Below are 25,665 nucleotides of genomic sequence, written 5' to 3' on the forward strand. Positions count from 1 at the left end.
GACCGTAAGGACGTGCGGCGTGAAGACAAGTCGAAGGGGGATCCGGTCCTTCCACGACATCACGCGGAGTGATGTTGATGTGAGGCGCCCCATCGTGACGCTGTTCAGCGGTGGGCTGGACAGCACGTACCTCCTGCACCGCCTGGTGCAGGCAGGCGCCACCGAGGTGCATGCTCTCGCCGTGGACGTCGGTGGCGACGAGCAGCCGGAGCAGATCCGGCGGATCGCCGACCAGCTGGGAGTACGGCTCCATCTGGTGGACGGACGGGCCGCGTTCGTGGAGGAGTTCGTCAAGCCCGCGATCGCCGCGCACGGCGTGTACCTGGACACCCACCCCGTCAGCTCGTCCCTGAGCCGGCCGTTCATCGCCCGTACGGCCGTGCAGGTGGCACGGGACCTGGACGCGCAGATGATCCTGCACACCGCCAACCGCTCGCAGAACACGCTGCGCCGACTGAACGGCGCCCTCGAACAGCTCGCGTTCCAGGGGTACTTCGGCACCCCGTACGACCTCGATCCCGTGGGCCGGGAGATGAAGATCAAGGAGCTGCGGGCCATCGGCCTGGACGAGATGTCCGAGCGCTCGGCCAGCGGCGACTCGAACCTGTGGTGCCGCGAGTTCGAGTCCGGCAGCCTGGACGATCCGGAGAACCATGAGGTACCCGAGTCCTGCTACCGGTGGAGCGCGACGCCAGGGAGCCTCGGCACGCAGGACCTCGAAGTGACCTACCGCGCCGGAACACCGGTCGCCGTCGACGGGCGGGAACTCCCGCTCATGGACATCATCGAGCTGCTCAACCGAACGGTCGGAGCACACGGCCTCGGCCGCCACACCGGCCTGGAGCACCTCGCGGACGGAATCAAGGTCCTCGAAGTGCGGGAGATGCCGGCGGCTTGGCTGCTGCTGGCGTCCCGCCGGCACCTGGAAACGGCGGTGCTCGACGCCGAGGCCCTCAGGGAGAAGATCCACGTCGAGCAGATCTGGGTCCGTGAAGCGCTCGAAGGACGCTGGTTCGGCGGTCTGCGAGCGGCGTGCCAGGCCTTCGTCACGGAACTCGTGGCCCCGGTCACCGGAACGGTGCGCTGGCGTCTGGCAGGCAGCCGGACCTCCACCGTCTCCATCGTCGCCGCCGACCCCAAGTACGTGCGCAGTAGGGAGGACTGGGAGTTGGCCGCCATCAGGGAAGAGCTCTCGCACCTGGGCGGAGCGGTGCACGACGGGAACGGAAACAGGAGCGGACAGTGGTAGGGCCCCAGCGAAACACCCAGTCGGCCTCCGGGCGCCTGGTCGTCATCGACGCGAGCGTGCGCACCGCGCGCAGCGCGCACACCCTCGGCTGCCACACCGTCTTCGTCCAGCGTCCCGGCGCCCCGGTGCACGACCTGGTCGACGACTTCTCGGGCTACTACAGCGTTGATTTCACGGGGGAGACGTTCAAGGAATTCGTCCTGGAGGTCCTGCGTCCGCTCGCTCCCACAGCGGTGGTCTCGCTCAGCGCAGACGGCGCCCTGCCGGCCGCGCTCGCGAACTCCCTCCTCGGCACGCCCGGCACCACGGCCGACGTGCTGCGCCGCCTCACGGCCGACGCGGTGGGCGGTGAGGCCGACGACACCGGGGATCGGCACGCGTACACCTTCAGCGAGGCGGGAGCACACCGGTGGGTGGCGCTCGTCGACGACGGAATACAGCCGACGCTGCCCGAGCACGTCGTCCCGGAGCGGCGGCTGACCGTCGGTGACCACGACGCCGTCGAGGCGGCCCTGACCGGGTTGCTCGACGCGGCGGGCCTGCAGAACGGTCCCGCCCGCATCCGGCTGCGGAGCCGGGACGGCGAGGTGCGCGTCCTCGGGGCCGCCCCGACCCCGGGCACGGACACGGAGGCCGAGCTGGTCGGGCGGCTCACGGGATTCGACCTGGTGCGCGCGTCCCTTGTCCGGGCCCTCGAGCTTGCCGGCGACGACGCCACGAGCCCCGCCCGCGCACCGGAAGGGGTCACCCGATGACGAAAACGACCGCGCTGTTCATCAACGACCACCCGTACGCGCACTTCGACCGCGGCGGTACCCACATTCTGCCGACCTCGGAGATCGAGATCCACATGGTGGCCCGCCAGCGGGTCCACGGCGGAGTCAGCGGATTCGCCGACCACCCCCTCGACCACGTCGCGCTCTGCGACGCCGACGATGAGGCCCGCCGGCGCGAGATCTGCGAGTGGACGCTGCGCAACCACCCCATCAGCCGGGTCATCGCCGTGCATGAGCGGGCGGTGCTCCTCGCTGCTGAGATGCGCTCGAAGTTCGGCCTTGCCGGGATGGACCACGAGACGGCGACCCGCTTCCGCGACAAGGTGCGGATGAAGGAGGCCGTACGGTCGGCGGGCGCCGCGGCCGTTCCCGACTTCACCGCCCTCGACAGCGTCGAGGACCTGAAGAAAGTGGACTGGGCCACCGGCCGCAAGGTCATCAAGAGCCGCTGGGGCCTCGCCGCGAAAGATCTCTACATCGTCGAGTCGCTGGAGGACGCGCGGCGCGTCGTCGGGGGTCTGGACCTCTCCGGATCGCACTACGAGGTCGAAGAGTTCGTCAAGGGACAGATCTACCACTGCGACTCCGTCGTGCGCGACGGGCGCATCGTCTTCCGCAGCGTCGGCAAGTACCTGGCGGATCCCGCGAGTTACCGTCCGGGCTCCGTCTTCGGCACCGTCCTCGTGGGTGCGGGAGAGCTGCACCGGCGCATCACGGCACTGAACGCGAAGGTGCTGGCCGCACTGGGGATCCAGGACGGCACCACCCACCTGGAACTGTTCCGCACGGAGGCGGACCAGCTGGTGTTCTGCGAGGTCGCCGGGCGCCCGCCGGGCGGCATCATCCCCCCGGTCATCCAGGCGCAGTACGGCTTCAACATCGTCGAGACGCAGATCCGCATCGACGCCGGGCTCGACATCTCCCTCGGCTCCGCACCGGCCGCCGTGGACGGAGGCGGCACGAGCGGATTCATCGCCTTCTACCCCGGGGGCGGCGACGCGCGAGGGATCGACGCCGACCGGCTGGCCGCCCTGGGCGTCGTGGAACACCTCACGCACAGCGGCGCGGGCAACGGCCGCGGAGGCGTCCGGCATTCGACGGACTTCCTCGACTCTTACGTGGTCAGGGCCCCCGACGACGAGACGCTGCTGCACCGGATCGCCCGAATCGAGGCCGAGTACCGGCGGTGACGGCCTCCCGCGGCACGTCTCCTCTCCCCGCGGAGCGCGACAGCTGCGCCCCGACCCATGAACGAAAGATGTGGCATGCCTGACTTCGACCTGATCGGCATCGGCACAGGGCCGGCGAATCTGAGCCTCGCGGCCCTGTCCGACCCCCTGCCCGAGCTCCGCACCCGGTTCCTGGACGCCAAACCGGAGTTCGGGTGGCACCCCGGACTCATGCTCCCCGACTCCCAGTTGACGGTGACGTACTTCAGGGACCTCGTCACGCTCGTCGACCCGCGGAGCAAGTTCTCCTTCCTGAACTTCCTCGTCGAGTCGGGCCGGGCGTTCAGGTTCCTGGAGGCGAACGGTCTGAGCTGCTCCCGGCGCGAGTTCGAGCAGTACTACCAGTGGGCGGCCGCGCAGATTCCGTCCCTCCGGTGGGGCAAGCGCGTCGAGTCCGTGTCCCTGACCGACGACGGCTTCCGGGTCACCTCCGCGGGCGGTGACACCAGCACGGCCCGCAATCTCGTCCTCGGATCAGGGTCCGAGCCCCGCCTGCCCGCCGTCGCGAAGCCCTTCGAGGGCGAGCGGGTGGTGCACAGCAGCAACCTGACCGTGACCCGCCCCGAGTGGAACGGGCGCCGGGTTCTGGTCGTCGGGGCGGGGCAGAGCGGAGCCGAGGTCGTCAACCACATCCTGTCCGACGAGAACGGCCTTCCCTCGTCCCTGACCTGGACCTCCAGCCGCATCGGCTTCCAGCCGCTGGACGACTCGCCCTTCACCAACGAGTGGTTCTCGTCGGCCTTCGCCGGCTACTTCAACGGGCTTCCCGCCGCGCGCCGCGCGGAGATCATCCGCGAGCAGCACGACGCCGGTGGCGACGGCATCACCGACGAGCTGCTGGACTCCGTCTACCGGCGGCTCTACCACCTCGACCACGTCCTGCGGTCCGGGCTGCGCCACCGGCTCCTGGCGTGCCGACGGGCGGTGGGCCTGGAGCAGAACGGATCCGAGATCGTCGTCGACCTGCACGACGTGAACCGCGGGGACGTCGAACGGCTCCCGGTGGACCTGGTGATCTTCTGCACCGGATACCACAGCCCGATTCCTGAGTACCTCAAGCCGATCCAGGACCAGTTGTCGATCGAGGACGGCAGGTTCGGCGTGCGGCCGGACTACTCCCTCGAGTTCGACGGGCCGCAAGACCTCAGCATCTATGTCCAGGGCTTCGCGGAGAGCACCCACGGCATCAACGACACGCTGCTCAGCCTCGCGTCCTGGCGCAGCGCTCGCATCGTCAACTCCGTGCTCGGACGCGAGGCGTACCGCGTCGCCGACGGGGCGACCACGGTGGTCTGGCAGTAGCGCCTCACATCCGAGCGGTTCTTCGGACCGCGCTCAAGGGGGAGATCATGAGTACCGACAACGCCGTGGCGAAGGCGCTGTTCGAACGGACGAGAGTCACGCGCAACGACGAGCTCGTGTTCGTGGCGAAGCTGGCCGTGGCGCTGCTGCTCAGCTGTCTCGGCGGGTTCCTCGCCCTGACCTCCGGCCTGCTCGGCGCATCCACCGGCGTTCTCCTGCTCGCCGCGATGTACACGCACATGGTGGAGCTGCAGCATCAGTGCCTGCACCACTCGGCCTTCCGCAGCAGCTCGCCGCACCGGCCCGTGGGATTCCTGCTCGGACTCCCTCTGCTCTCGGCGTACAGCCACTACCGGGTTCAGCACCTTCAGCACCACAAGTACCTGGGCACACCCGACGACTCCGAGTTCTTCGGCTTCGACACGCGTGCGCCGCTGACCTGGGGGGCTCTGCTGCGAGGCACGCTCAGCCCCGCGCGGCTCCTCCAGGTCGTGGTGGACGTCCTCAAGAGCTGCCGGGGTAACTGGACGTACACGATGGGACAGATCGCCGACCGTGCCCGCCGGCAGGTCATCACCGAGTACCGCCTGTTCGCGCTGTACATCGTCGGGGCCGCGGGACTGTCCGTCGGGGGGTACGGCCACGCTGTGCTGATGCTGTGGGTCCTGCCGCTCCTGCTGTCGGTACCGATCCACTTCCTCCTGGAGCTGCCCGAGCACGTCCTGTGCGAGACGGACAGCACGGATGTGCTGCGCAACACCCGCACAATCAGCGGCAGCTGGTTCAGCCAGTGGTTCACCAACGGCAACAACTTCCACGTCGAGCACCACGCGTCGATGGTGGTCCCGATCAACCGCCTTCAGGAACGTCATCCGGTGGCCAAGGAACACGCCGTGCACACGGACGACAGCTACGTGACCTTCTACACGAAGATCATGAGAGAGGCCAACCGCAACCGCAGGCAGCGCCGCGCGCTGGACAACGCCGTCAAGTAGGTTCGGTCGGCCCTTCCGGGAGAAACTCACATGCACCAAGGGCTGCCCGCGGACACGCGCGTGCTGCGCGTTCTCGTCACCTCCTCGATGCTCTCGAAGGTCGCGGACTGGCAGATGGGCATCGTCATTCCGCTGGCGGTGCTCGCGGAGTCGGACTCCGTCGCCCTGGCGCTGGTCTCGTTCGCGCTGCGTGGTGTCTCCTACGTCGCCTCGCCCTTCCTGGGTGCGCTGATCGACCGCTTCGACAAGCGGACGATCTACGTACTGGCCCAGCTGCAGCAGGCCATGTGTCTCATCCTGCTGGCGGCGCTGCTGTCCAGCCGGCTGTCGGTGGCCGCGCTGGTGCTGCTCTCGGGCTTCGGCGGGGTCGCGAGCACCATCACCGGCCAGTTCGTGCTCATCCCGAAGTTGATCAGTGCGCCCGCCCGTCCCGTGGCCGTGGCCAAGCTGAACTCGGCGATCGAGCTGTCGAAAGTTGTCGGGCTGGTCCTGGGCGGTACGGCCTTCGAGCTCCTCGGTCCTGCGCCGGCCTCGGTGTGCATCGCGGTCCTGTACCTGCTGGCGGGCTGCGTCGCGCTGCTGCTTCCCCGGGTGGCATCCAGTCGCCAGAAGATGGACATCCGCCGGGACCTCGCGATCGGATTCCGCTGGGTCGGCCGCCGCGAGATCCTCTGGCTCGTGGTGACCATGTCGATGACGAACCTTGCCATCGGCCAGCTGGAGCCCGTCCTGATCACCGAGTTCGGGGACCAGGACATGAACAGCACCGTCATTTCGGCGGTGTTGGCAGTGGGCCTGCTCATGGGCGCCCTCGCAAGCCGCCTGGCGCCGGCCATCGCCCCCACCTGGAGCCCCGAACGGACCATCCTGGCGGCCCAGTTGATCGCGTTCGCCGGCCTGGTCCTCGTGGCCACGCCACTGCTGCCGGTGCGGCTCGCCGGCTTCATGCTGGAGAGCTTCGCGGTCGCCGTGAGCAACGTGGCCTCGATCACCTACCGGCAGGAGACGATCCCGGCCGATGTCGCGGGCCGGGCGAACGCGACGATCCGGATGTTCATCACGGGGGCCTCCCCCCTCTCCGGATTTCTCTTCGCGTGGGCGAGCCGATTCGACGGCTTCTGGTACTGGCTTCCCGCACTGGGCCTGTGGGGCGCCGCGATCCTGATCTGGGCCGTCTACACCCGCAGCAGCGAACCGGCCGCCCAGGAGGCGGACCTGGAAGGAGCCTCCCGTGGAAATCGCTGAGCTGGATCACGTCGTCGTCGCCACGGTGAACCGTGACGAGGCCGAGGAGCACGCCTGGAAGGACAGCGACGTACCGGTCGACATCGTCAGGCTCGCCGAATCCGACGGTCTCGACGAGGCGACCCTGACCGCTCTGGGGTTCGTGGCACGTCCGCGCTGGATCAACTGGTGCGCTCCCCTGCGGGATTCCGCGACGGAGTTCGAGGCCGCACTCTCCGGCACCGAACGGCGCAACATCCGCTTGGGCCGCCGGTTCGTCCATGACGAAGGGCTGCACGTCAGCGTCCGGGTCGGACTGACTCCGCAGCTCGTCGACGAGTTCCTCGTGCTGTACGAACGCCAGATCGAGGCGATGCCGCGCGGGAAGAACTTCGCCCGCCGCTGGCGCGACCGTCTCCTCGCGGCGGGTCACGAGCACGTCAGCGTCTGCGTGTACGAAGGCGCCCGAATGATCGTCGGCTCGCTGTGGTGGATGCGCCCCGGGCAGTCCCTGCTGCAGATGCGTTTCTCCGCGGCCTCCGCCGACGCGCGCCTGAGCCGGGTGATGCGGGTCGCCTACATGGAGGCGTTCAACTTCGCCCGCGAAAGCGGGTTGGCCCTCGCGTCCCTCGGCAACGACCCGTCCCTCTTCGGGCACGTCGTGCAGCCGGGACTGTTCACGTTCAAGAGCCGCTTCGGCTTCGCCCCCGTCCCCTCCCAGATGCTCGACCCCAAGCTGGCGGGCGAACACGCCGACAGGTTTCTTACATTGCGATCACTCTCCGACCCCGCGCTCGTGGTGACGTGGGGACGGTACCGGGGCACCACACTGTCCTGGCCGGAGTCCGCGCAGGCCCCCGGCCACGATCTTCTCATCCTGTCGGCCGTACCCGACGAGGCGCTGACGGGCCGCTTCCGCACGGACGGTTTCCGGGAGGCCCGGTCCGTGACGGTGGTGTAGCCGGGTGGTCCACGTGTCGTCGCCGCCGTGCCTCGTCGCATTCGAGGAGTGACACCGGCATTCCAGCAGGTCAGCGAAGACTGGACGGGACGTCGGGCATCGCAACCGGTCGGAGTACCGTTAGGGACTCTTCCTGGCGAGCCACCATCGCAAAGGAGAACCTGTCGATTTCCAAGCAGAGTTCGACATCGTCCGGGTGGGACCCGCTGCGCAGCCCAGCGGCGAGGTCTGCCGCGGCCCGAGAAGTCCTCGCGCGGTGGAGATACGGGACCGCCTCGACATCGTCGCCGGCCATGCGTTGACCAATGTATTCGGCGCAGGCCCGGTCCTCGTCGGCCTGGCCCTCCTCGCCGGTGACGACGAACGTCACCGGACCGGAATCCTTGGTCTGCAGGTACCGTGCGGTCGGGCCGGCCACCACGAAGCTCGCGCACAGGACCAGCGGCGCGTTCCTGACGGCCAGAGCGCCCACGGTGCCTGCCGTCGTCTTCTGCACCAGCGTGCGCCCGGCGAAATCGCGGGACCTGAGCAAGCCGGGTGAGTTGACCGCGTCGAAGCCCGCAGCGGGAGCTCCGTCCTTCAGAGCCAGCCAGTCCGGCCGGCTCTCCTTCAAGGCAAGTGCCTCACTCTCCGTCGAGGCCAGGACGATCCTCTCGACGCCACGCGAGAAGGCCCAGGCAGCCACGGTGAAGGCGCGCATGACGTCGATGACGACAGCGACACGGGGAACTTCGGTCAACTCTGGGATGCCAACGAAGTGATGGTCCATCGCACCATTCTGAGGCCCTGGATCATCCGAAGAGCAGGGTCTGTACGGCCATCGGCCCTGCCCAAAGCCATACGGGTACCAGCCTTTCGCCATGTGACGCATCAGAGGCCGGCGGGGAGACAAGGGCGCGGTCGGTTACGAGGGTTAGGCGGGCTGCGTGGACTACGCGGCTACGAGGCCTTCTGTACACGCTTCTTGTAGGGGCGACGTCCGTGATCGCCGTCATGACGACCGCGTCGGCCGGGCCGCTCATCAGCGGTCCGGCGCTGTGGTGGTCACCGCCGCTCTGATGCTGACGGTGTGGAGTCCTCAGGACGCGAGGATCCTGCTGCCTGCCCTGCCGGGGCCGCAGCCGTTTCGCTGCGCCCCACCTCTTCCCGGCCGTCGACTGTGCCGCCCCGCTCACCGACATGGCGCGCTATCACGTGGGGGGACTCGGACCGCCGTGGAGTGCGGAGTACGGGGATCCGGCCGACCCCGACGCGCTGCGAGCACTCCTGACGTACTCCCCGTACCACCATGTCCGCGACGGTGACGCCTTCCCCGCCGCGCTCTTCATCACCGGAGCAACGACGTCCGGGTGCGGCCGTGGCATGCCTGGAAACTCTGCGCCGCGCTGCAGGAAGTCGCCCGTGTCCTCGCGCTGCTCGCCGCCCGAACCGGCCTGCGGACACCACCGCTCGGGCCCCCGTCCGTACCCGCGTCACTCATGAGGAGCGTCACATGACCTCGGCCCCCTTCCACCACGGCACGACACAGCAGGCACACGGTTTCCCGGCGGCCTCCGCCGTCGAACTCACCAAGGTGCACGGCGACGGTGCGCGCGGCGTCACCGCGCTCGACCGTGTCACCGTCTCCTTCCACCGCGGCCGGTTCACCGCGATCATGGGCCCCTCCGGATCGGGCAAGTCCACCCTGATGCAGTGCCTCGCCGGCCTCGACTCGCCGACCTCCGGGTCCGCGAGGATCGGTGACCTGGAGCTCTCCCGGCTCTCGGACCGACAGCTGAGCAGGTTGCGCAGGGAGCGGATCGGCTTCATCTTCCAGTCGTTCCACCTGCTGCCCACCCTGACCGTGGCCGACAACATCACCCTGCCCCTGGGCATTGCCGGACGCCGTGCGGAGCCGCAGTGGCTGGAGCAGGTCACCACGGCCCTGGGCCTCGGGGACCGGCGCCGGCGCCGCTCGGGCCGGCTCTCCGGCGGCCAACAGCAGCGGGTGGCCTGCGCCCGCGTCCTGGCAGGCCGTCCCTAGATCATCTTCGCGGACGAACCCACCGGAAATCTGGACACCCGCACCGGCGCCGAAGTCCTTTCCCTGCTGGGTCAGTTGGTACGCCGGATGGGTCAGACGATCGTCATGGTCACGCACGACCCCGTCGCCGCGGCGTATGCGGACCGTGTGGTCTTCCTGGCCGACGGCCGCACCGTCGACGAGATCGAGCAGCCGAACGCGGACCAGGTGCTGGAGCGCATGAAGCGTTTCGATCGTCCGGGCGGAGCCGGTCGAATCTGAGCTGCCCCGGCCAGTAATCCCCCAGCCGGCCGGGACTCTCCATCGTCAACTGCTGCAAAGGTCAAGGACATTGACCCACCCCACGCGCACCAGCAGAATGAGCGCGCATCCTTGAGAGCGCTCTCAGAGGCGAGGGAGACCCATGAACGGCATGAACGGCATGAACCACATGCACGACATGAATCGCATGAACCGCGTGAACGGCATGCAGGGGCCGGCGCTCAGTCGCCGCGCGCTCATGGGTACCGGCCTGGGCCTCGGCGTCGCGGCCCTCGCGGGGACCGGCGCCGGCGCCGCCCACGCCGTGCCTTCCGCATCCCCTCGGCGGCGAGGACTCGCCTTCCTCGCCGCCGCCATGGACGCCTACCCCGATCACGGCCCCATCCGTCTCGCCCAGAGCTACAGCGATGAAGCCGGTCTGTTCAGCACCGCCTTCACCTACGACAACGCCCTCGCGATCCTCGCCCTCCTCGCCGCCCGCACCGCGGACGGGCGGGACCGCGCCGCCCTGCTCGGGGACGCGCTGCTGTACGCCCAGCAGCACGACCCGGTGCACGACGACGGCCGGCTTCGGCAGGGGTACAACGTCGGGCCGTACACCTTCTACGACGGCTCACGGCAGCCGGACGGGTTCGTGCGGGCGGACGGGGCCGCCAATGTCGGGACGCAGTTCGGGTTCACGGGGACGGCCGTGGGGGACATGGCCTGGGCCGGGATCGCGCTCAGTGCGCTCGCGCGGCGGACGGGGGAGCGGCGGTTCCTGGGCGGTGCCGTGCGGATCGGGGAGTGGATCGAGCGGAACGGCCGTACCGATGAACCCCTCGGCGGGTACAAGTTCGGGGTCAACGGCGCCGACGAGAAGTTGCCCTTCACCTCCACCGAGCACAACACCGACCTCCTCTGCCTCTTCGGCCGGCTCGCCCGGCTCACGAGGGACAGGGTGTGGGCGGCGCGGCGGGCGCGTGCCGAGGCGTTCGTCATGAGGATGTGGGAGCCGGCCGGCGGCTTCTTCTACACCGGCACCAACGACGGGGTGACCGTCAACAAGTCGCCGATTCCCGAGGACACCCAGACCTGGACCCACCTCGCCCTCGACTCCCGTGCCCACGCCCGGTCCCTGGACTGGGCCGCGCGCGAACTGGCCGTCCTCGACCACGCCGGGCGACGCAACAGCACGGTGCCGGCGGGGCAGTCGTACGACGGCGTCACCTTCAGCTCCGCCAGTCTCCTCGCCGACGAGGACGCCCCGATCGCCGACTCCCAGCCCAAGCCCGACCGCAACGGCGTCTGGTTCGAGGGGACCGCTCACCTCGCGCTCGCCCTGCGGGACCGGCACCGGCGCGGTGACGAGGCGCGTGCGCGGCGGCTGCTCGACTCCATCGAGCGGGCCCAGGACCTGCTCGGCGGGGGACAGAGCGGCGGCGGGCGGGCGCTTCCCGACCGGGCGGGGGTCGTGTCGGCCAGCAGCCCGCTCGACACGGGGTTCGGGTTCGGGTACTACCCGTATCGGCACGTGGGGGCGACCGCCTGGTATCTGATGGCGGCCACGCGCTCCAACCCGCTGCGGGTCTGAACCGGTCCTCGCCCCGAGGCCCGAACACGCCGGTCGCCGTCCCCCTCGCTCCATCCCGTGCTCCGGCGTGCCCGCCGCGCGAGAATGAGAGCGGTGGGAGTGATGGCTGACATGAGTGACTCCGGTACGCCGCTCGCCAAGAAGATCGGCATCAAGCCGGGCCAACGGGTCCGGCTCCGTCACGCGCCGGCCCGGTGGGACATCCCCGGGCTGCCGGAGGGCTGCGACGTGGCCGCGGGCGGCCCGCGGGGCGCCGATGTCGCCGTCGCGTTCCATCGGTCGTACGGCGATCTGGTCGCCGAAGCGGCCGGGCTGGTCGGTGACCTTGGCGATGGCGCCATGCTCTGGATCGCCTGGCCCAGGCGCGCGGCCGGCCATGTCAGCGACATCACGGAGAACGGGTTGCGGGAGCTCTTCCTCCCGCTCGGCGTGGTCGATGTGAAGGTCGCCGCGCTGGGGGAGGACTGGTCGGGGCTGAAGTTCGTACGGCGCAGGGAGAACCGTCGTAACGGTCGTAACCGGCGTACGTAGCCCGCCGATCGCCCTGTGAGAAGGCGAACTTGAGACGTCTTTACCGTGAACCACTAGCATCTCGGCGGTAATCGCAGCCGGGACGATGTGAGGGCAGGGTATGACGGAACCGAGGATCGCTGTCGCCGTGGTGACCATGGGGAACCGCCCCGCCGAGGTCGACGCGCTGCTCGAGTCCGTGGCCGGGCAGGACCTCGCCCCCGAGCGGATCGTCGTCGTCGGCAACGGCTGCCCGCTGCCCGAGTTCGCCGAACGGCTGGCGCTGCCCGGCGAGGTCACGCCCATCGAGCTCGACGAGAACCTCGGCTGTCCGGGCGGACGCAACGCGGCCCTCGCCCGACTGCGCGACTTCGGGGACGTCGACGTCGTGGTCGAGCTGGACGACGACGGTCTTCTCGTCGACACCGACGTGCTGCGGCGGGTGCGGGACCTGTACGCCGCCGACGGCCGGCTCGGCATCGTCGGCTTCCGCATCGCCGACGAGCACGGCGAGACACAGCAGCGGCACGTGCCCAGGATCGGCAAGTCGGATCCGCTGCGGGGCGGGTACGTCACGGGGTTCCTCGGCGGCGGGCACGCGCTGAGCATGGCGATGCTGGCCGAGACGGGGGACTGGCCCGCCGAGTTCTTCTTCGCCCATGAGGAGACCGACCTGGCCTGGCGGGCCGTCGACGCGGGCTGGCGCATTCTCTACGCGCCCGAACTCCTCCTCCGGCACCCGAAGACCTCGCCCGCCCGGCACGCCATCTACTACCGGGTGAACGCCCGCAACCGGGTCTGGCTGACCCGCCGCCGACTGCCCCTCGCGCTGATTCCCGCGCATCTCGGGCTGTGGGTGCTCCTCACCCTCGTACGCAACCGATCGTCGCTCGCCGGCCTGCGCGCCTGGTTCGGCGGCTTCCTGGAGGGCGTACGGGAACCGGCCGGTGAGCGGCGGCCCATGCGATGGCACACGGTGTGGCGGCTGTGCCGGCTGGGACGGCCGCCGGTCATCTAGGGCCACGAGCGGGCCGGGCCTGGCCGAGGAGGGGATGGGGACGCGGGTCCCGGTCGTTCACCTCCGACGACCGGGACCCGCATACGTCCCCGAATCCGGCCGCGGCGGCGACACTCCCCCGAGTTACGCGTCGTACGCGCGCACCGTCGGGCCAGATCCGATGAAGTGATCACATCAGGCCACACCAACGGATCGCTAACATGTGGCCAACGATGCTCCGTTTCGGCGCCGTTCAGTTGGCGTGAAGTCGACGGACGGTGACGGGAGACGACCTGGGTGGAACGGTTCGTGGCCGAGTAGCGTCGTGAAGGGTGTGGCGGGAAACCGTCGTACATGGGCTGTGCATGGGTTGCACATAGGTCACACACAAGGGCGCGGGCCCGTCGCGTGGGAAGGCAGTGGCGGCGTGAAGCGGTACGGGCTGCGGTTCGGACTGCTGGGGCCGGCGGTCGTGTTCGAGGCGGGGACGGATGACGGCTCCTCCGAGTCCAGCGCCGGCCGGAGCCCCGGCGACGACGCGCCGAGCGTGTCCGACCGTGCCGTCCGGACCATCCGCAGCCCCAAGGTGCGGGCCCTGCTCGCCACGCTGCTGCTCGAAGGCGGCCGGGTCGTCTCCGTCGAGTCGCTGACGGACGTGCTGTGGGGCGGGGCGCCGCCCCCGTCGGCGCGCGCCTCGCTGCACAACCACGTGGCCCGGCTACGGCGACTTCTCGACGACCCCGAACGGCTGCGGGCGGCGCCGCCCGGCTATGTCCTGCGCGTCGACGAGGGCGAACTGGACGTCGACGTCTTCGTCGCCGGCGTCGCCGCGGCCCGCGTCGCCCATGCCGGCCGGGACTGGGAGCGCACGCTGCGCGAGAGCACGGCAGCGCTCGCACTGTGGCGCGGCACGCCCCTGGCCGGCCTGCCCGCCGAGGTGGGCGGCTACGCACTCGTCCAGCGCCTGGCGGAGGCGCGGCTCCTGCTCCTGGAGTGGCGCTACGACGCCGAGCTGAGCGTGGCCGGGCCGCGCGTCGACGCCCTGGTACCCGAGCTTGCGGCTCTGGCCGCCGAGCATCCCCTGCGGGAGTCCTTCCACCGCCACCTGATGCTCGCCCTCCACCGCACGGGCCGACGGGCCGAGGCCCTGGCCGTCCACCGTGATCTGCGCATGCGTCTGATCGAGGAGTTGGGGGTGGAGCCGGGAGTAGGGGTTCGGGAGGCGCATGTGGAGGTGTTGCGTGCGGGTTCGGAGGGGGGACGCGCGGGGTTGGTGCGCGGGGGTTCGGAGCGTGGGGGCGGCGACCTGGCGCGCGGTGCCGTCGGCTCTGCGGTTGCCCAGGTCGGCGACGTGCCCGGTAGCGCCGCGAACCCTGACGCTACGCGCGATGACGACACCACCCGGCGACCCGGGCAAGGCGATGCTCTCCCTGAGGGGGACACTCCGGCCGGCCCACCCCGACCGCCCCGCCCCGCCCAACTCCCCCCACCTCCGGCCCACTTCACCGGCCGTACGGCCGTACTCACCGACCTGCGTCGCACCCTCGCCCCCACGACCGCGCCCACCCCGACCATCACCGTCGCCGTCCTCAGCGGCATGCCCGGCGTCGGCAAGAGCGCCCTCGCGCTGCAGGCCGCCCATGGGCTGGCGAATCGTTTCCCCGACGGTCAGCTCTACGTCAACCTGCACGGCGCCACCCCCGGCATGCCCCCGCTCACCCCCGGCCAAGCCCTCACCGCACTCCTTCGCGACCTCGGCGCCGACCCCCGCTCCATTCCCGAACACCCGGACGAGGCCGCCGCGTTGCTGCGCTCGCTGCTCGCCCCCACCCGCACGCTGATGCTCCTGGACGACGCCGCGAACGCCGCCCAGGTACGCCCACTGCTCCCGGCCGGCCCCGGCTGCGCGGTGATCGTCACCAGCCGCTCCCCGCTGACGGCCCTGGACGGCGTCCGCCGCTTCCCGCTGACGCCCCTCACCGCCGAGGAGAGCGCGGCGCTGCTGCGCGCGGCTTCGGGGCGCGACGGTTTCCACGGCGACGACGGCGGCTTCCGCAAGGCCAACGACGGCCGCGATGCCCGTACCGAGCAGGACCGCCCCGTTGGACGGGGGACCTTCGACACCGGCGACCAGACCGATGCCGTCGAGGCACAGGCTTCCGCCGGCGAGCGCCGTGCGTCCGCAGGCGACGCCCCGGTGTCCGGTAGCGGGGGTGGCGAGCCGGGCGGCCAGGGCCCTGCGCCCACCGGTAACGGCCCCGCACCCACTGGCTGTGGCCGCGCGCTTGGCGTCGCAGCGCGGCCATTGGTCGGCCACGACCCCGCGCCCGCCGACGATGGCCGCCCGCCCGGCCGCGATGCGCAAGCCCTCACCGGAAACAGCCCGGCACCGACCGGCTGTGGCCGCACACCCGGCGGCGCAGCGGAGCCACCGGTCGGCGACGGCCAAGGGCCAACCGACGACGGCCGCACGCCCGGCCGCGATGCGCAAGCCCCCACCAGCAACGGGCCCGCACCCACCGGCTGTGGCCGCGCGCTTGGCGGCGCAGCCCAGGCACCGGTCGGCGACGGTCAAGCGCCCGCTGGTGACGGCCAGGGGCCAACCGACGATGGCCGCACGCCCGGCCGCGATGCGCAAGCCCCCACCGACAACGGGCCCACACTTGCCAGCTGTGGCCACACGCTCGGCGGCGCAGCCCAGGCACCGGTCGGCGACGGCCCCGGGCCCACCAACGACAGCTGCCCGCCCGCCACCGAAGCGCAAGCACTCACCGGCGACGGCACCGCCCCCACCAGCAACGGCCCCGCCCCCGCCACCTATGCCCGCACATCTGGCGGCAAAGCCGCAGCCCCCACCATCGAGGGCCCAGCCCCCACCACCGAGGCCCCCGCACCCCCCACCCACCCCCTGATCGCCCTAACCGGAGGCCTCCCCCTGGCCCTCCGTGTCGTCGCCGCCCGGCTCGCCGCCCGCAGCGCGCTCACTCCCGACATGCTGGCCGGGCAACTGGCCGCAGCCGAGAGCCGGTTGCATCACCTGGAGTACGACGACCTGAGCGTCCGCCGTTCCCTCGCCGTCGCCCACGACGCCCTCGCCGCCTCCGAACGTGAGGTCGACCGAAACGCGGCCCTCGCCCTGCGCCGCATCGGCGCCCTCGACCTGCCCGCTTACGGCGCACCCCTGCTGGCCCGCCTGACCGGCACCGACGAACGCCGCGCCGAAGCCGCACTCGACCGACTCGTGGACGTGGCCCTCCTGGAGGAGACGGCGTACGGCCGCTATGCCCCCCACGACCTCGTACGCGACTTCGCCCGCGAGCTCGCCGGCGCCGGAGCCGACGCCGAGGGTGAAGCCGACGTCACCGAGACCGCCCTGCGCTGGTACGCCGCCGTAGCCGAACGCACCCTCACCGCCATCGTCGAACCCGGCCTCGACCAGGACGACCGCCGTCGCCCGACCCCGGCCCAACCGCCCGAGCACGCGACGACCGTCGCCACGGTGCCCGCCTTCCCCAGCCCCGAAGCCGCCTTCGCCTGGGGCGACTCGGAACTGGAGAACATCGTCGCGCTGGTGGAGCAGTACGGCGACGACGGCACCAACCCCCGGACGGCCACGGCCTCGACCTCAACCACCACCACCGGCCCCCTCTCCACCCTCATCCGCCTCCTCTTCCCCTACCTCCAACGCAGCGGCCACGTAGCCGAGATGGAGCTAATGGGCCGGACCGCACTCCGCCTGGCGACGCGGCTCGGCGACGAAGCCGCCGAGGCATACGCCCTGGGCGACCTCGCCGGTCTGCACTTCCTGACCGGCCGCCACACCGAGGCGCTGCACCTCAACGACCGCGCCCTGACGATCTGGCAGCGTCTCGAAGTCGTTTCCTGGATGCGCCGCTGCCTCAACAATCGCGGCCTGCTGCTCGAAGGGCTCGGCCGCTACGACGAGTCGGGGGAGGCGCTGCGCCAGAGCCTGGAGTACTCAAGGCAGTTGAACGACCCGCACGGCGAGGCCGTGACCTACAGCCACCTCGGGAACCTGTACGAGCACACCGACCCCCGGGCCGCCATCGAGCACCACCGCCGCTCACTCGCCATCGGCGACGAGATCGGCAACGTCATCGTGCAGCACTCGGCCCGCTGCAACATCGGCTACGCCCACCTCACCCTCGGCGAACCGGCGGCAGCCGCCGCGCACTTCGAGGAGAGCCTGCGCATCCTCGGCGGCCACGGCGACTGGCACGGCGAGTCCCAGACCCGCCTCGGGCTGGTCCGCGCTCTGCGTCTCCTCGGCCACACCGACCGCGCCACCCACGCCTGCGCAGAACTCCTCACCCGAGCCGACGCCCGAGCCGACCGCTACATGGGCGGCCTGGCCCGGCACCAGTACGGCCTGCTGCTGCGGGAACTGGGCCGTGTCCAGGCCGCGCACGCCGAGTGGCGCACCGCTCTCGACCTGCTGGACGGCACCGACGAGAAGGCGGTGGTCGAGGAGCTCCGACTCCTGCTGGACCACACCCGGTGATCACTTCGCATCCGCATAACACTCCACCACCGCCGTGGTGAACGGAAACCGCACCGGCGTCTCCCCGAACGTCAGCCGCCCCGCCAGCTCCGCCGCCTCACGGATCGCCGTCACGACCGTCTCGGCCTCCTCCTCGGGACAGTGCACGATCACCTCGTCGTGCTGGAAGAAGACCAGTTCCGCCGCCATGTCCGCGCAGGCCCGCCGCAGCGCCGCGAGCAGCAGCAGGGTCCAGTCGGCGGCGCTGCCCTGGACGACGAAGTTGCGGGCGAAGCGGCCCCGGGCGCGGGCGTTGGTGGAGGCGTAGCCCCGCCCCCACTCCTGCGGCCCGGAGCCCTCGGCGGGCTCGTCCTGCGCGTCCGGCACCGGAATGCCCGCCTCCTCGGCGGCGTCGTCCGTCGCACCGGCCGCCGGCGGACACGTCCGCCCCAGCCAGGTCCGCACGAGCCGCCCCTCCTCACCGGCCCGCGCCGCGTCGTCGACGTAGGCCACCGCCTTGGGGAAACGGCGTCTGAGCGCGGCGAGGTTCTTGAGCCCGTCGCCGGAGGTCTGGCCGTAGACGGCACCCAGCACAGCGAGCTTGGCCTGGGCGCGGTCGCCGGAGAAGGCGCGGTCGGACACCGACTGGTAGAGGTCGGTCTCCCGTCCGGCCACTTCCATCAGCCCGGGGTCGCGGGAGATCGCGGCCAGCACACGCGGTTCCATCTGGTCGGCGTCCGCCACCACGAGCCGCCAGCCCGGGTCGGCGACCACGGCACGCCGGATGACCTTCGGGATCTGCAGCGCGCCCCCGCCGTTGGTCACCCACCGCCCGGTCACCGTCCCGCCCGCGAGGAACTCCGGTCTGAACCGCCCGTCGCGCACCCAGTCCTGCAGCCAGGACCAGCCGTGGGCCACCCAGATCCGGTACAGCTTCTTGTACTCGACGAGCGGCTTCACCGCCGGATGGTCGAGGGACTCGATCTCCCAGCGACGGGTCGATCTGATCTTGATCCCGGCCTGCGCGAAAGCCTTGATGACGTCCGCGGGCAGATCGGGCCGCACCCGGCGACCGAAGGCCGCGGACACCTCGTCGGCCAGCTCGGCCAGCCGGCGCGGCTCCCCGCCCCCGGCATACCGCTCACCGAGCAGCTCGTGCAGCACCCGGCGGTGCACCTCGGCGCTCCACGGCAGCCCGGCCCGGTTCATCTCGGCGGCGACCAGCATCCCCGCCGACTCGGCCGCGGTCAGCAGCCGCATCCGCTCCGGATGCCCGGCCTTGTCGTGCCGGCGCTGCTGGTCGGCGTAGACCTCGACGAGGTCGGCGAGCGGCACATGGACCGCCTGCGGCTCGAAGAGCGAGGACTGCGAGCCGCGTTCGGCGGACCGCTGGGGCGGATCGGGCGGCACCGGGCGTCCGCGCAGCCGGGCGAGGGCCGCAGCGGCCGATCTCGGTTCCCCGGACCGCCCCTCGTGACCCAGCAGAAGGGTCTCGGCGTCCTCGATGTCGTAACACCGCTCCACTCGCACCCCCGTGGCGAGCAGGCGCGGATACACCTCGGCGGTGGACCGCCACACCCACCGCGCGACATCGGGCCGTCCCCGCACGGCCTGAGCGAGGTCCGCCTCCCGGCACACCGGCCCCGCGGGCAGCCCGTCCGGACCGAGGGGGGCGACCTCCACGCCACCGTCCTCGGCCGGAGCGAGCGCCCACCGGTCGGTCATGCTGCGAGTGTGGCACCCGGGTCTGACAACGGGCTCAGCCCTGCGCCTCGCCGGCCTCGCCCTGCTCGCGGGACTCCTGGCTCGTCTGCTCACCGCTCTGCAGGAACTGCGAGAGCAGCTCGACGACGTAGTCCTCCACCGCCTGCTTGGTGAGGCCGAGGCCGGACAGGACACCGGTGCCGTTCTCGAACTCCAGCAGGGCCAGCAGCATGTGCTCGGTGCCGACGTAGTTGTGGCCGAGGCGCAGAGCTTCGCGGAAGGTCAGCTCCAGCACCTTCTTGGCGTCCGAGCCGTAGGGGACGAGCTCGGGCACCTCGTCGACGGCGGGCGGCAGCGCCGCGGTGGCGGCCTGGCGTACGGAGTCCAGGAGCACGCCCTGCGCCGTGATCGCCTTCGCGGCCAGGCCGTCGGGGTCGGCCAGCAGGCCGAGGACCAGGTGCTCCGGCCGGCCCTCGGAGTTGCGGGCCGCGATGGACTCGTTGTGCGCGGCCACCACCGCGCCCCTGGCACGCGGTGTGTAGCGGCCGAAGCCCTGCTGGGGGTCGAGGTCGATCGACTCCTTCGGCACGAACCGCTTCTGTGCGGCCTGCCGGGTGACGCCCATGCTCTTGCCGATGTCGGTCCAGGAGGCGCCCGATCGCCGGGCCTGGTCCACGAAGTGGCCGATCAGGTGGTCGGCCACTTCGCCGAGGTGATCGCCGGCGATCACCGCGTCCTGGAGCTGGTCGAGGGGTTCTTGGTGGACCTTCTTGATGGCCGCGATGAGTTCGTCGAGACGTACGGATGACGTGATGGTCGGGTTCGTCGACATGTGTCAACCGTAGGTTGACAGTCCAGAGGTGTCAACCCGTGGTTGACAACATCCGGCAGGGAGCCGCAGGGCTTCCCCGGCGGTCCCGCAGGCGTGGCGTCCGCCCCGTGGCACCATCGCCAGGTGAGCAGTACGAACAGTTCGAGCGGTACGCCCGGCCCCGTCGACCGGGCCTTCGAGCACGCCCTCTACGCCGACACCGACACCGCCCTCGACACCGGCGCCTCCCTCCTCGCCGCGGACCCCACCGCGGACGCCGAACTCGCCAAGCGCGGCCAGGAGTTCGTCGCCGCCGCCTGGCGACGCGGCTGGCAGCCCGCCGATGCCGTACGGCTCGTACGGCGCGAGCTGGAGGACGTACACGTACGGCTGCTCTCGGCGCTGATCCACGCGCAGCGGCCGTACGACCGCCCCCGCGGCCCCCGCTGGAACGCCCAGCTCGACGACCTGCCCACCGAGGCCCCGCCCCGCACGGACCGCTTCTCGCACGCGACCGCCGTCCTGGAGCTGTACCGCCTCCTGCTGCGGCTGCCCGCGCTGGAGCCCCTCGACGAACCGACCGAGCCGGCCGGCCAAACCGCCCGGCGCCCCGGATCCGAGTCCCGCATGCTCACCCGCATCCGCGCGCTGCTCGCGAAGGCGGAGGCGACCGGGTTTCCGGAGGAGGCGGAGGCGCTCAGCGCCAAGGCCCAGGAACTGATGGCCCGGTACAGCGTCGACGAGGCGCTGCTCTCGACCCGCACGCAGGGCGCGAAGGACGCCCCCGGCGCCTGCCGGATCGGTGTGGAACCGCCGTACGAACAGGCGAAGGCGGTCCTGCTGGACGCGGTGGCGACCGCCAACCACTGCCGTGCCGTGTGGAACGAACCGTTCGCCTTCTCCACGGTCGTGGGTTTCGAGGCCGATCTGGAGGTGGTCGAACTGCTCCACACCTCGCTCCTCGTGCAGGCCCAGACGGCGATGACGAAGGCGGAGGCGGCCCAGCGGGCGGGCGGCCGCAAGCGGACCAAGACCTTCCGCCAGTCGTTCCTGGCGGCCTACGCCCACCGCATCGGCACCCGCCTGGCCGAGGCGGCGCAGTCGCAGGTGACCCAGGACCTGCTCCCGGTGCTCGCCACCCGCGAAGTGGCGGTCACCGACCGCCTGGACCGCATGTTCCCGGAGACGACCACGACCCGCCTACGCGGCGTCAGTGACGAGGCGGGCTGGGTGGAGGGGTCGGAGGCGGCCGAGAAGGCGCAGGTGGCTCCCCGCCGGCCGCTCGGCTGAACCGCCGCACCGGCGTCAGTCGCCGGTCCGCTGGAACCCGCTCACCGAGGCGTCCGGCGCCTTCCCGTCGCTCTTCAGCGCGACATCGCCGTACGACCACTTGAAGCTCTGCGTCCTGGTGGACCCGGGCAGCCGGACCTTGACCGTCTCCACGGCGAGGCTCTTGCTGCTGCCCTCCTCGCCCCGGACGTAGGTGAGGGCGAAGGAGGTGGAGGCCTCCTTCACGAGCGTCGTTCTCGTCGACGCGGCGGCCCCGGCACCCTCGTCCGCCGCGACGGAGACCGTCGTGCCACCCGCGTCGAACTCGACGGCAGGCAGCCCGTCCAGGACGCACTCGCCGTCGCCGCGGTTGGTGACCGTGACGGGGACGTTGCCGGTGTCCCCGGCAGCGGGGGCCGCGTTGGCGGGCCCGAACTGCACGGCCAGTTCGCCGACACAGGCGGAACCGGCCTTGCTGTCCTTGCTCTTGCCGCCCCCGTCCCCGCCGTCGTCGCAGGCGGTCAGGAGGAGGGCCGCGGCGAGGGCGGCGACGGTGAGGGAAGTGGCGCGCATGGGTCCTCTGGGAGTGGCGTCGGTGAGCGGGCGGCGATCTCCGCACCGATCGTCGGTGACCGCCGCATGGATCGGCAGCGGCTCACGGCACTGATCGGGGCGGACGTCACCGATGAAACATCACGATCCCAGACCGGCCGTAGGCAGCCCCGTCGGCAGCTTCCCGCCCTCCGCCCTCGTGTACGTCTCGGCGCCGAGGTCGCCCTCCCAGGTCACCTTCAGCCGCGACTTGTCGACGGAGTCGACCATCCCGGTCGCCCGGCCCTTGCTGCCGTCGGTGCACTTCAGGCGGATCATCTTCATCCCGCCCTCCTCGCCGGCGGTCCCGCTGCACACGGTCCCGCCGGTCGCGAAGAGCCCGGCCTGCTTGCCGGTGACGACGAGCGCGACGGCCTTGCCGTCGGTCGTGGCGAGCCAGCTGCCCTCGAGTTCACCGGAGGCGGACTCCGATCCGCCTCCCGTACCGCCGCCGGTGTCCGGACCGGCCGTCGCGGAGGGGTCGGCCGAGGAGCCGTCCTTGGCGTCGGAGCCGCCGTCGCCGCTGCACCCGGTCAGGGCGAGCGCGCCGGCCAGGGCCGCGGCCACGGCCACGACCCGCACCCGCCGGCCGGACATCGTGCGCGTACGCGAGAAAGTCGCCGAGGTCACTGGAAGCTCCCAAGCTGTAGCGGTCGGCATACGGCCGAGTCGGCCATGTGGCCGAAACGCCCGCTGCAAGTTACCAGGGAGTCCAGTCCAAAGCTCCGGAACGTGCCGTACCTACCAGGACGCCTTGCGCACACCCGGCAGATACCCGGCATGCGCCTGCTCCCGCAGACCCACCCGGGACAGCCCGAAGGCACGGAAGTAGCCGCGCGGCCGCCCGTCCACCTGGTCGCGGTTGCGTACGCGCGTGGCGCTCGCGTTCCGCGGCTGCCTGCTCAGCTCCCGCCGGGCGGCGAGCCGTTCGGCATCCGTGGACGAGGGCCGACGGATGATCTCCTTCAGCTCGGCCCGCCGGGCGGCGTACCGCTCGACGACCTCCTGGCGCTGCCGGTTCTTCGAGATCTTGCTCTTCTTGGCCATCAGACCTTCACCCCCCGGGCGCGGATCCGGGCGACGGCCGCCTCGACGCCGATGACGTCAACCGTCTTGATCCCCTTGGCGCTCAGCCGCAGCCGCACATACCGGCCCTCGCCGGGCAGCCGGTAGCGCTTGGTCTGGATGTTGGGGTCGAAGCGGCGGGAGGTCCGCCGATGGGAGTGGGAAATCGTGTTGCCGAAGCCGGGCCGGGCGCCGGTCAGCATGCAGTGGGCGGACACGGGTGACGCACCTCTCCTCGCTCGCTACTGTTAATGGAATTCATTTTCAGTAAGATAGCAGCATGGCACGCAACGAACTCCGCCCGGTCATCAAGCTCCGGTCCACCGCCGGAACCGGCTTCACCTATGTGACCCGCAAGAACCGCCGCAACGACCCCGACCGCATGACCCTGCGCAAGTACGACCCGGTCGCCGGCCGCCACGTCGACTTCCGAGAGGAGCGCTGAGCCCCGCCATGCGCAACGGAATCCACCCGTCCTACGGCCCCGTCGTCTTCCGCGACCGCGCCGCGAACCACGCCTTCCTCACCCGCTCGACGATGACCAGTGGGAAAACGATCGAGTGGGAGGACGGGGCCACCTACCCCGTCGTCGACGTCGAGATCTCGAACGTCAGCCACCCCTTCTACACGGGCACGGCCCGCGTCATGGACACGGCCGGCCGAGTCGAGCGCTTCGAGCGCCGCTACGGGAAGCAGGGCTGACCCAGTGCCCGAACTCTCCGTCGTGATCGTCGGCGGTCTGCACGCCGACGCCCGCAAAGAGGCCGTGGCACGGCTGCTCGCCGACGTCCCCGACAGCGTCGTACTCCACCGCGACCTGGCCACGGCCGCCGCCGGCACGGTCGTACGGACGATCCGCGACGCCACCGGCACCGTCAGCGCCGGCGAGGCGCCTCTCGTCAACGACTGCGCCTGCTGCGCCCTGCGTGAGGATCTGGTGCCGGAACTCCTGCGCATCCGGGACGCCGGCGGCACCCGTATGGCGATCGTCGAGCTGTGGGACTCGGTCGAACCGAAGGCCATGGCCGAGGTGGTCACAGCAGGCGGGCTCACGGTCACCGGCGTGCTCACCGCGGTCGACCCGGCGCTGGTCCTGCCCTATCTGGGCAACGGTGACGACCTGGCCGAGCGCGGCCTCGCGGCGGCGGCGACCGATCAGCGCACGGTCGCCGACACCTTCGCACGCCAGTTGGAGTACGCCCCCGTCCTCGCCGTCGCCGCCTCGCCGGAGGCCGACGACGAGGACCGCGAACTTCTCGCCCAACTCCACCCGACGGCCCGCCAGGTCCCGATCGACGACCTGACGGTGCCCGCCCCGCGCCGACGCCCCCTGTCCTCCCTCGCCCGGGCGGCCCTGGCCGGCTTCGACGTCGAGGCGGCCGACGCCGCCCAGCACCCGGCGTGCGCCCTGCTCCCCGCCGAGGCCGACGCGCACGGCGTCTCCACCCTCGTCTGGCATCGCTGCCGCCCCTTCCATCCGGAGCGGCTGTACGCGGCGCTGGAGGACCTGACCTGCGCGGCGGCCCGCAGCCGTGGCCGGTTCTGGCTCGCCGACAAGCCCGACGTGCTACTGCACTGGGACGCGGCGGGCGGCGCCCTGTGCGTGGAGAGCGCGGGCCCATGGCTCGCCTCACTCCCCGACGCGGCCTGGGACATGGTCCCGCCGGTACGCCGGGCCGCCGCCGCCCTGGACTGGCACCCCGAGCACGGCGACTGCTGCCAGCACCTGGTCTTCACCTCACCCGCCCTCGACCGCGACGGCCTCGAGCAACTCCTCGAATCCTGCCTCCTGACCGACGCCGAGTACGCCGCCGGCCGCACCGCCTGGAAGCAACTCCCACCCGCCTTCGACACCCTCCTGGAGGTCTGACCCCCATGCCCCGCAAGCCCGAGCGCAAGCCCGCGAAGTCCCGCCCCAACCCCCTGGACCAGGCCGGCATCACCTACATCGACTACAAGGACACGGACCTCCTCCGCCGCTTCCTCTCCGACCGAGGCAAGATCCGCAGCCGCCGTGTCACCCGAGTTACGGTCCAACAGCAACGAGACCTGGCAAAAGCCATCAAGAACGCAAGGGAAATGGCCCTGCTCCCGTACGCCACCCGCTGACCCCCACGGGCTGAATTGCCGTCACCGGCGCTGGAACACCAGCGCCCCGGAACGCGTCTCTTCCTAGTACACGAGGGACCGATCCCGACTGTGACGCGATCCCCGGGGCAGGCGAGGGAAACGCTGGAACGCATGCGGCCCCGCGTGCGTCACAGGAGTAACCACAGGAACACCCCCCGTGCACGTGCATCTGCTCATGCAGTTGCACGTGAACAGAGCTATGATCCGGACGCACACCACTGAACACCACCGGGGAGCGACCTGTGGACCACGACGTGTACAACGGCATGGCAGCCACGGATCTGAACGGGGTGGCCTGGCAGAAGAGCAGGCACAGCAACTCGCAAGGCTCCTGCGTGGAGTTCGCGAGGCTCCCCGGCGGTGACGTCGCCGTGCGCAACTCGCGCTTCCCGGACGGTCCGGCCCTCGTCTACACCCGCGCCGAGATCGAGGCGATGCTCCTGGGCGTCAAGGACGGCGAGTTCGATCACTTGGTAGCGGGCTGAGGGCAGTCG

24 protein-coding genes and 1 pseudogene are annotated in these 25,665 nt (G+C 71.0%); 18 read left to right on the forward strand and 7 right to left on the reverse strand.

Features of this window, described 5'->3' with window-relative positions:
* Positions 1-19 precede the first annotated feature (19 nt).
* The 7 genes from ACZ7M7_RS35840 to ACZ7M7_RS35870 all read left to right on the forward strand — a co-directional run bounded on the left by ACZ7M7_RS35840 (position 20) and on the right by ACZ7M7_RS35870 (position 7,736).
* Complete coding sequence (locus ACZ7M7_RS35840; protein WP_472124304.1) at positions 20-1,249, forward strand: argininosuccinate synthase-related protein; 1,230 nt, start codon at positions 20-22, stop codon at positions 1,247-1,249.
* Positions 1,243-2,004, forward strand: a complete 762-nt coding sequence (locus ACZ7M7_RS35845) for a YciI family protein (RefSeq protein ID WP_472124307.1) — start codon at positions 1,243-1,245, stop codon at positions 2,002-2,004. The genes ACZ7M7_RS35840 and ACZ7M7_RS35845 overlap by 7 nt, the downstream gene beginning before the upstream one ends.
* Complete coding sequence (locus ACZ7M7_RS35850; protein WP_472124310.1) at positions 2,001-3,215, forward strand: ATP-grasp domain-containing protein; 1,215 nt, start codon at positions 2,001-2,003, stop codon at positions 3,213-3,215. The genes ACZ7M7_RS35845 and ACZ7M7_RS35850 overlap by 4 nt, the downstream gene beginning before the upstream one ends.
* Positions 3,216-3,290: 75 nt before the next feature.
* On the forward strand, positions 3,291-4,556 hold the full coding sequence (locus tag ACZ7M7_RS35855) for a lysine N(6)-hydroxylase/L-ornithine N(5)-oxygenase family protein (RefSeq protein ID WP_472124312.1): 1,266 nt from the start codon (positions 3,291-3,293) through the stop codon (positions 4,554-4,556).
* A 47-nt stretch (positions 4,557-4,603) separates the two neighbouring features.
* Complete coding sequence (locus ACZ7M7_RS35860; protein WP_472124314.1) at positions 4,604-5,551, forward strand: fatty acid desaturase family protein; 948 nt, start codon at positions 4,604-4,606, stop codon at positions 5,549-5,551.
* A 30-nt stretch (positions 5,552-5,581) separates the two neighbouring features.
* The gene (locus ACZ7M7_RS35865; RefSeq protein ID WP_472124315.1) at positions 5,582-6,796 is read left to right on the forward strand and encodes an MFS transporter; all 1,215 of its coding nucleotides are present in this window, start codon (positions 5,582-5,584) and stop codon (positions 6,794-6,796) included.
* Positions 6,783-7,736 carry a GNAT family N-acetyltransferase gene (locus ACZ7M7_RS35870; RefSeq protein WP_472124317.1) on the forward strand — a complete coding sequence of 318 codons (954 nt, stop codon included), beginning with the start codon at positions 6,783-6,785 and terminating at the stop codon, positions 7,734-7,736. Before ACZ7M7_RS35865 ends, ACZ7M7_RS35870 begins: the two co-directional genes overlap by 14 nt.
* A 70-nt stretch (positions 7,737-7,806) precedes the next feature.
* On the opposite strand, the gene ACZ7M7_RS35875 is transcribed toward ACZ7M7_RS35870, so the two are convergent.
* The gene (locus tag ACZ7M7_RS35875; protein WP_472124319.1) at positions 7,807-8,505 is read right to left on the reverse strand and encodes a 2-phosphosulfolactate phosphatase; all 699 of its coding nucleotides are present in this window, start codon (positions 8,503-8,505) and stop codon (positions 7,807-7,809) included.
* A gap of 723 nt (positions 8,506-9,228) precedes the next feature.
* Here ACZ7M7_RS35875 and ACZ7M7_RS35880 point away from each other — a divergent pair.
* From ACZ7M7_RS35880 to ACZ7M7_RS35900, 5 genes and pseudogenes are all read left to right on the forward strand, one after another.
* Positions 9,229-10,020, forward strand: a pseudogene (locus ACZ7M7_RS35880) (ABC transporter ATP-binding protein).
* 187 nt (positions 10,021-10,207) lie between these two features.
* Positions 10,208-11,593 carry a Tat pathway signal sequence domain protein gene (locus tag ACZ7M7_RS35885; RefSeq protein WP_472124514.1) on the forward strand — a complete coding sequence of 462 codons (1,386 nt, stop codon included), beginning with the start codon at positions 10,208-10,210 and terminating at the stop codon, positions 11,591-11,593.
* A gap of 111 nt (positions 11,594-11,704) precedes the next feature.
* A complete protein-coding gene (locus ACZ7M7_RS35890) occupies positions 11,705-12,124 on the forward strand; it encodes a DUF3052 domain-containing protein (RefSeq protein WP_472124322.1) in 420 nt (139 codons plus the stop codon).
* 100 nt (positions 12,125-12,224) lie between these two features.
* On the forward strand, positions 12,225-13,121 hold the full coding sequence (locus ACZ7M7_RS35895) for a glycosyltransferase family 2 protein (protein ID WP_472124324.1): 897 nt from the start codon (positions 12,225-12,227) through the stop codon (positions 13,119-13,121).
* Between the two features lie 406 nt (positions 13,122-13,527).
* Positions 13,528-17,622, forward strand: a complete 4,095-nt coding sequence (locus tag ACZ7M7_RS35900; protein WP_472124327.1) for a BTAD domain-containing putative transcriptional regulator — start codon at positions 13,528-13,530, stop codon at positions 17,620-17,622.
* Here the strand turns inward: ACZ7M7_RS35900 and ACZ7M7_RS35905 are convergent, their stop codons facing one another.
* Together ACZ7M7_RS35905 and ACZ7M7_RS35910 are read right to left on the reverse strand one after the other, a co-directional pair.
* Complete coding sequence (locus ACZ7M7_RS35905; RefSeq protein WP_472124330.1) at positions 17,623-19,326, reverse strand: bifunctional 3'-5' exonuclease/DNA polymerase; 1,704 nt, start codon at positions 19,324-19,326, stop codon at positions 17,623-17,625.
* A 34-nt stretch (positions 19,327-19,360) separates the two neighbouring features.
* Complete coding sequence (locus ACZ7M7_RS35910; RefSeq protein ID WP_472124333.1) at positions 19,361-20,137, reverse strand: Clp protease N-terminal domain-containing protein; 777 nt, start codon at positions 20,135-20,137, stop codon at positions 19,361-19,363.
* 123 nt (positions 20,138-20,260) lie between these two features.
* Here ACZ7M7_RS35910 and ACZ7M7_RS35915 point away from each other — a divergent pair, with 123 nt between their 5' ends.
* The gene (locus ACZ7M7_RS35915) at positions 20,261-21,406 is read left to right on the forward strand and encodes a DUF2786 domain-containing protein (protein WP_472124336.1); all 1,146 of its coding nucleotides are present in this window, start codon (positions 20,261-20,263) and stop codon (positions 21,404-21,406) included.
* Between the two features lie 15 nt (positions 21,407-21,421).
* On the opposite strand, the gene ACZ7M7_RS35920 is transcribed toward ACZ7M7_RS35915, so the two are convergent.
* The 4 genes from ACZ7M7_RS35920 to rpmB form a co-directional block, all read right to left on the reverse strand.
* Positions 21,422-21,958: a DUF4232 domain-containing protein gene (locus ACZ7M7_RS35920; RefSeq protein WP_472124339.1), complete on the reverse strand. Its 537-nt coding sequence runs from the start codon at positions 21,956-21,958 to the stop codon at positions 21,422-21,424.
* A gap of 120 nt (positions 21,959-22,078) precedes the next feature.
* On the reverse strand, positions 22,079-22,573 hold the full coding sequence (locus tag ACZ7M7_RS35925) for a hypothetical protein (RefSeq protein WP_472124517.1): 495 nt from the start codon (positions 22,571-22,573) through the stop codon (positions 22,079-22,081).
* Between the two features lie 144 nt (positions 22,574-22,717).
* Positions 22,718-23,023 (reverse strand): 30S ribosomal protein S14, encoded by a 306-nt coding sequence (gene rpsN / locus ACZ7M7_RS35930; protein WP_472124342.1) that lies wholly within the window; start codon positions 23,021-23,023, stop codon positions 22,718-22,720.
* The gene (gene rpmB / locus ACZ7M7_RS35935) at positions 23,023-23,259 is read right to left on the reverse strand and encodes a 50S ribosomal protein L28 (protein WP_383610622.1); all 237 of its coding nucleotides are present in this window, start codon (positions 23,257-23,259) and stop codon (positions 23,023-23,025) included. The genes rpsN and rpmB overlap by 1 nt, the downstream gene beginning before the upstream one ends.
* Positions 23,260-23,321: 62 nt before the next feature.
* Here rpmB and rpmG point away from each other — a divergent pair, with 62 nt between their 5' ends.
* From rpmG to ACZ7M7_RS35960, 5 genes are all read left to right on the forward strand, one after another.
* Positions 23,322-23,486: a 50S ribosomal protein L33 gene (gene rpmG / locus ACZ7M7_RS35940; protein ID WP_015658813.1), complete on the forward strand. Its 165-nt coding sequence runs from the start codon at positions 23,322-23,324 to the stop codon at positions 23,484-23,486.
* A gap of 8 nt (positions 23,487-23,494) precedes the next feature.
* The gene (locus ACZ7M7_RS35945) at positions 23,495-23,743 is read left to right on the forward strand and encodes a type B 50S ribosomal protein L31 (RefSeq protein ID WP_472124346.1); all 249 of its coding nucleotides are present in this window, start codon (positions 23,495-23,497) and stop codon (positions 23,741-23,743) included.
* Positions 23,744-23,747: 4 nt separating this feature from the next.
* Positions 23,748-24,911 (forward strand): CobW family GTP-binding protein, encoded by a 1,164-nt coding sequence (locus tag ACZ7M7_RS35950; protein WP_472124349.1) that lies wholly within the window; start codon positions 23,748-23,750, stop codon positions 24,909-24,911.
* A 5-nt stretch (positions 24,912-24,916) separates the two neighbouring features.
* Entirely contained in the window at positions 24,917-25,150 is a 234-nt protein-coding gene (gene rpsR, locus ACZ7M7_RS35955) for a 30S ribosomal protein S18 (RefSeq protein ID WP_383610629.1), read from the forward strand.
* A gap of 287 nt (positions 25,151-25,437) precedes the next feature.
* Positions 25,438-25,656: a DUF397 domain-containing protein gene (locus tag ACZ7M7_RS35960; protein WP_052032434.1), complete on the forward strand. Its 219-nt coding sequence runs from the start codon at positions 25,438-25,440 to the stop codon at positions 25,654-25,656.
* Positions 25,657-25,665 lie beyond the last annotated feature (9 nt).

This window comes from Streptomyces sp. NPDC111606, from assembly GCF_055656945.1.